The organism is Bacillus sp. 05T31, from assembly GCF_056396725.1.
Genome location: NZ_JBFTMA010000208.1, coordinates 1 through 6,173 on the forward strand (window position 1 = coordinate 1; position 6,173 = coordinate 6,173).

Consider the following 6,173-nt stretch of genomic DNA (forward strand, 5'->3'; position numbering starts at 1 on the left):
GTTTATTATGAAAAAGACGTAACGGTAAATGTATTAAAGGAAAAGAAAGTAGCAATCATCGGATATGGATCGCAAGGCCATGCGCATGCGCAAAACTTACGTGATAACGGATTTGATGTGGTAGTAGGACTGAGGAAAGGGAAGTCATGGGATAAGGCGAAAGAAGACGGTTTTTCTGTATATACAGTAGCGGAAGCAGCAGAAAAAGCAGATGTAGTAATGATTCTACTACCTGATGAATTACAGCCGGAAGTATATGAAGCTGAAATTGCACCAAACTTACAAGGCGGCAATTCTCTCGTTTTCGCGCATGGATTTAATGTTCACTTTGATCAAGTAAAACCGCCAGCTAATGTAGATGTATTTCTAGTAGCACCGAAAGGTCCAGGACATCTAGTACGTCGTACGTTTGCGGAAGGGGGAGCTGTTCCTGCATTATTTGCAGTATATCAAGATGCAACAGGAGTTGCGACTGAAAAGGCACTTTCATATGCAGATGGAATTGGGGCGACGAGAGCAGGTGTATTAGAAACAACGTTTAAAGAAGAAACAGAAACAGATTTATTTGGAGAGCAAGCTGTACTTTGCGGCGGAGTGACTGCACTAGTAAAAGCTGGGTTTGAAACGTTAGTTGAAGCTGGTTATCAACCTGAACTTGCATATTTTGAATGTTTACATGAACTGAAACTAATTGTTGACCTTATGTATGAAGGTGGACTTGAAAATATGAGATATTCAGTTTCAGATACAGCGCAGTGGGGGGACTTCGTATCAGGGCCACGCGTTGTTACTGAAGATACGAAGAAAGCGATGGGTGCAGTACTAGCAGAAATTCAAGATGGTACATTTGCAAGAGGCTGGATTGCAGAGCATAAAGCAGGAAAACCAAATTTCCATGCGACAAATGAGAAAGAGAATGAACACGAAATTGAAGTAGTTGGACGTAAATTACGTGAAATGATGCCTTTCGTACAGCCCAGAGTAAAGGCAGGGGTCAAATAATATGAAGCAAATTTTGTTCATGGATACGACGCTACGTGATGGCGAACAATCACCAGGAGTTAATTTAAATGAACAAGAGAAATTACAGATTGCGAGGCAACTAGAGAGACTTGGTATTAATGTAATGGAAGCTGGATTCGCAGCAGCTTCTGAAGGTGATTTTCAATCGGTAAAACGTATCGCAAATACCATTCAAAATGCTACGGTTATGAGTTTAGCTAGAGCGAAAGAAAGTGATATTCGAAGAGCCTATGAAGCTGTGAAAGGCGCTGTCTCTCCTCGTTTACACGTATTTTTAGCTACGAGTGACATTCATATGAAATATAAGCTTTGTATGTCAAAAGAAGATGTATTAGATAGCATACATCGCTCGGTTACGCTCGGGAAATCACTATTTCCAACAGTTCAATTTTCAGCAGAAGATGCAACAAGAACATCGAGAGCATTTTTAGCTGAAGCAGTAGAAGTCGCGATTCGCGCAGGAGCGAATGTAATCAATATTCCTGATACAGTTGGATATACGAATCCAGAAGAATATTATTCTCTTTTTAAATACTTACAAGAATCCGTTCCGTCGTATGAAAAAGCAATTTTCTCTTGTCATTGTCACGATGATCTTGGGATGGCAGTAGCGAATTCGTTAGCTGCGGTTGAAGGCGGAGCGTTACAAGTAGAAGGAACGATTAATGGAATTGGAGAAAGAGCGGGGAATGCGGCGCTAGAAGAAGTCGCGGTTGCTCTCCATATTAGAAAAGATTTCTATGAAGCAGAATCCTCTATGACATTAAAAGAAATTAAAGCGACGAGTACGTTAGTAAGTCGGTTAACGGGTATGGTTGTACCGAAAAATAAGGCGATTGTTGGAGCAAATGCTTTTGCTCACGAATCAGGTATTCATCAAGACGGTGTATTAAAAGAAGTAACGACGTATGAAATTATTGAACCATCACTGATTGGAGAGTCACAAAATCTATTTGTATTAGGAAAGCATTCCGGGCGCCATGCGTTTACTGAAAAAATGAAAGAACTTGGTTATGAGTTTACAAAAGAAGAACGAGATGTGGTGTTTGAAGCATTTAAAAACTTGGCTGACCGTAAAAAAGAAATTACAGAAGAAGATTTACGTGCGCTTATGCTTGGTGAAGCAGCATTTGCGGCCCAGCAATATAGCATTACTCAATTGCAAGTACATTTCGTATCAAATAGTACACAGTGTGCAACGGTTGTACTAAAAGATGAGGAAGGAAATATGTACGAAGATGCAGCAACTGGTTCTGGAAGTATTGAAGCGATCTATAATGCAATTCAAAGAATTTTAGGATTAGAATGTGACTTAGCGGATTATCGCATACAATCTATAACGCAAGGTCAAGATGCACTTGCACATGTTCATGTTGAATTAAAAGAAGGAACTCATCAAGTATCAGGTTTTGGTGTTGCGCAAGACGTATTAGAAGCATCGGCGAGAGCGTATGTTCATGCGGCCGGAAAATTAAAATCTTTTATTACTCTTGTGAAGTAACTGTTTGATAAGTGAGGGGATCGTCCCTTACTTATCAAAGKRTATTTCTGAAAATTCAGATAAAAAGGAGTGTTTTAATTGGAAAAACGTATCGTTTGTTTAGCGGGTGATGGTGTTGGTCCGGAAATTATGGAAAGCGCGAAGGAAGTATTGCATATGGTAGAGAGGCTATATGGACATCACTTTCATTTACAAGATGAGTACTTTGGCGGAGCGGCTATCGATTTAAATGGGCAACCATTACCACAGCGAACACTTGCCGCTTGTTTAGCGAGTGATGCGGTTTTACTTGGAGCGGTTGGTGGACCGCGGTGGGATGATGCGAAAGAAAGGCCAGAGAAAGGATTATTAGCTTTAAGAAAAGGACTTGGTGTATTTGCGAACGTTCGTCCTGTAACAGTAGAAAGCGCAACTGCACATTTATCGCCATTAAAAAACGCAGATGAAATTGACTTCGTTGTCGTTCGTGAACTAACAGGCGGTATTTATTTCTCTTATCCGAAAGAAAGAACGGAAGAATCGGCAACTGATACACTTACGTACCATCGTCATGAAATTGAACGTATCGTGTCGTATGCTTTTCAATTAGCGAGTAAGAGAGAGAAAAAAGTAACCTCTATTGATAAAGCGAATGTTTTAGAATCTAGTAAATTGTGGAGAGCTGTTACGGAAGAAGTAGCTCTTCGTTATCCTAATGTTGAATTAGAGCACATTTTAGTAGATGCAGCTGCTATGGAGTTAATTCGAAACCCAAGGAGATTTGACGTTATCGTAACAGAAAATTTATTTGGTGATATTTTGAGCGACGAGGCTTCTGTATTAGCAGGGTCATTAGGAATGCTTCCATCAGCGAGCCATGCGGAAAACGGGCCGTCTTTATATGAGCCTATTCACGGATCAGCGCCAGATATTGCAGGTAAAAATAAAGCGAATCCAATTGCGATGATGCGTTCAGTAGCGATGATGCTTGGGCAATCATTTGGATTAACGAGAGAAGGGTATGCGATTGAAGAGGCAATTTCTGCAGTTCTTCAATCTGGGAAATGTACAGCTGATATTGGGGGGGATGAGACGACAACTTCATTTACGAGGGCAGTTATTCAAGAAATGGAAGAGCAAGCACTAGTAGGGAGAGGAAGATAATGGGGAAAAGGTTACTAGATAAGCTTTGGGAAAGACATGTAGTTGTAACGAATGAAAATGGATTGGATTTATTATATATCGATCTTCATCTCGTTCATGAAGTAACGTCACCGCAAGCCTTTGAAGGCTTGCGGCTTGCAAATCGAACTGTTCGGAGACCGGAATTAACGTTTGCAACGATGGATCATAATATTCCAACGAAAGAYGTTTGGAATATTACCGATCGCATTGCGAAGCAGCAATTGGATACACTTCGTGACAATTGTAAACAATTTAAGGTGCGATTAGCCGATATTGGTGATGAAGAGCAAGGAATCGTTCACGTTATAGGACCAGAACTTGGGCTCACACAACCGGGGAAAACGATTGTATGCGGTGATAGCCATACAGCAACCCACGGTGCTTTCGGTGCTTTAGCGTTTGGTATTGGTACGAGTGAAGTAGAACATGTATTAGCAACTCAAACGTTGTGGCAACGAAAACCGAAAGCGATGGGGATTGAATTAAAAGGAAAGTTACCGAAAGGCGTTTATGCAAAGGATATTATTTTGCATCTTCTCTCAAAGTACGGTGTAGCGGTTGGAACGGGTCATGTAATGGAATTCTACGGAGAGACGATTCGTGATATGGGTATGGAAGAGAGAATGACACTTTGCAATATGGCAATTGAAGGGGGAGCGAAAGCTGGCATCATTGCACCAGATGAGAAAACATTTTCTTATGTAAAAGGGCGTGAATATGCACCGAAAGACTATGAAACGTTTACGGGAAAATGGTCGGAGCTTTATACAGATTCAGATGCAATTTATGATTTACATATTTCGGTAGATGTTACGGATTTAGCACCGTATGTCACTTGGGGAACAAATCCTAGTATGGGTGTTCCTATTGATGAAAAATTACCAGAGAAGCATAACGAAAATGATGAAAGAGCATTTTCATATATGGGATTGAGCCCTGGGCAAAGTACGTTTGAAATTCCTGTTAAGCATGTCTTCATTGGTTCTTGTACAAATTCACGTTTATCTGACTTAGAAATTGCTGCATCTGTTGTAAAAGGGAAAAAGGTAAAAGAAGGTGTGCGAGCACTCGTTGTACCAGGATCAAAAAGTGTGAGAGAGCGGGCGATGCAAAAAGGCTTACATCGCATATTTGAAGAAGCGGGATTTGAATGGAGAGAGCCTGGATGTTCAATGTGTCTTGGGATGAATCCAGATCAAGTACCTGAAGGAGAACATTGTGCTTCTACTTCAAATCGTAATTTTGAAGGAAGGCAAGGGAAAGGAGCACGAACACATTTAGTAAGTCCAGCTATGGCTGCAGCAGCTGCGTTATATGGTCATTTTGTTGATATTAGAAAGGAGAGTTACGATGGAACCATTTCATATTCATAAAGGTACTGCCGCAGTACTTATGAATGATAACATTGATACAGATCAAATTATTCCGAAGCAATATTTGAAGAGAATTGAAAGGACGGGATTTGGAAAATATTTATTTGATGAGTGGCGTTACGATAATGAGCGCCATGAAAATCCTAATTTCTCCCTTAATGCACAAGAACGAAAAGGAGCAAGTATATTAATTACAGGTGATAATTTTGGATGTGGTTCTTCAAGAGAACATGCTCCATGGGCGCTTGCGGATTATGGTTTCCGCGTTATTATCGCCGGAGGATTTGCAGATATTTTTTATATGAATTGTATGAAGAATGGTATGTTACCGATTGTAATGGATAAAGAGATGCGTGAACAACTTGCCAAAACGAATGCGAGAGATCAAATGGAAGTTGATTTAGAGAATGAAGTAATTATTACGAATACGCACAGGTTTCATTTTACAATCGAGAAAATGTGGAAAGAAAAATTATTAAATGGTCTAGATGAAATCAGCATTACRATGCAATAYGAACRAGAAATTGRAGAGTATGAAAGAAAAGTAGCTTCACATTAACTAAAAGCAGAATATTARAAATGTATTTACATTCAGAATTAACTGTTATATACTATGTAAAAAATCAGAGGAGAAAGGGAGTAAGTATTATGAATATCGTGCAATCTATTAAAATGCTTACAAAACTACATCATCATACATGAAACCCTTGAACCTAACGTGAAAACGTGTAGGCACAAGGGTTATTCCCGTTGTACCTACACTCTACTAAAGAGCCTTGTAGGTATTTTGTCTACAAGGCTCTTTTTATTTTCGGTTTGGGTGGATSGAATGGGCATAAATTAAAGAGGGAAAGGTGTGTGAAATSAGATGACAAAGTGGAAACGGGCAAATCCGAATGGAACGAGAGATTACTTATTCGAAGAATGTACGTTAATTGAAGAAGTGGAACAAAAATTAAGACGGACCTTTTTAGAGAGAGGTTATGAAGAAATAAGAACACCTACAATTGAATTTTATGATGTTTTTGCATTTCAAAACAGGCCGATAGATGAAGAAAAGATGTATAAATTTTTCGATGAAAAAGGACGGATTATCGTTTTACGCCCAGATA

At 39.6% G+C, this 6,173-nt stretch carries 6 protein-coding genes; all 6 read left to right on the plus strand.

Annotation, left to right across the window (positions count from 1 at the left end):
• Nucleotides 1-1,002 (plus strand): ketol-acid reductoisomerase (ilvC, locus tag AC1DJR_RS14255; RefSeq protein WP_477002861.1); only part of this gene is annotated, 1,002 nt, incomplete at its 5' end.
• A gap of 1 nt (nt 1,003) precedes the next feature.
• Complete coding sequence (leuA, locus tag AC1DJR_RS14260) at nt 1,004-2,524, plus strand: 2-isopropylmalate synthase (protein ID WP_002064438.1); 1,521 nt, start codon at nt 1,004-1,006, stop codon at nt 2,522-2,524.
• 78 nt (nt 2,525-2,602) lie between these two features.
• Nucleotides 2,603-3,667 carry a 3-isopropylmalate dehydrogenase gene (leuB, locus tag AC1DJR_RS14265; RefSeq protein ID WP_060750588.1) on the plus strand — a complete coding sequence of 355 codons (1,065 nt, stop codon included), beginning with the start codon at nt 2,603-2,605 and terminating at the stop codon, nt 3,665-3,667.
• Nucleotides 3,667-5,061, plus strand: coding sequence for a 3-isopropylmalate dehydratase large subunit (gene leuC, locus AC1DJR_RS14270; protein ID WP_002011716.1), 1,395 nt, complete (start codon nt 3,667-3,669; stop codon nt 5,059-5,061). Before leuB ends, leuC begins: the two co-directional genes overlap by 1 nt.
• Nucleotides 5,039-5,620 (plus strand): 3-isopropylmalate dehydratase small subunit, encoded by a 582-nt coding sequence (gene leuD / locus AC1DJR_RS14275; protein WP_477002862.1) that lies wholly within the window; start codon nt 5,039-5,041, stop codon nt 5,618-5,620. Before leuC ends, leuD begins: the two co-directional genes overlap by 23 nt.
• Nucleotides 5,621-5,929: 309 nt before the next feature.
• Nucleotides 5,930-6,173 (plus strand): ATP phosphoribosyltransferase regulatory subunit (locus tag AC1DJR_RS14280; protein ID WP_477002863.1); only part of this gene is annotated, 244 nt, incomplete at its 3' end.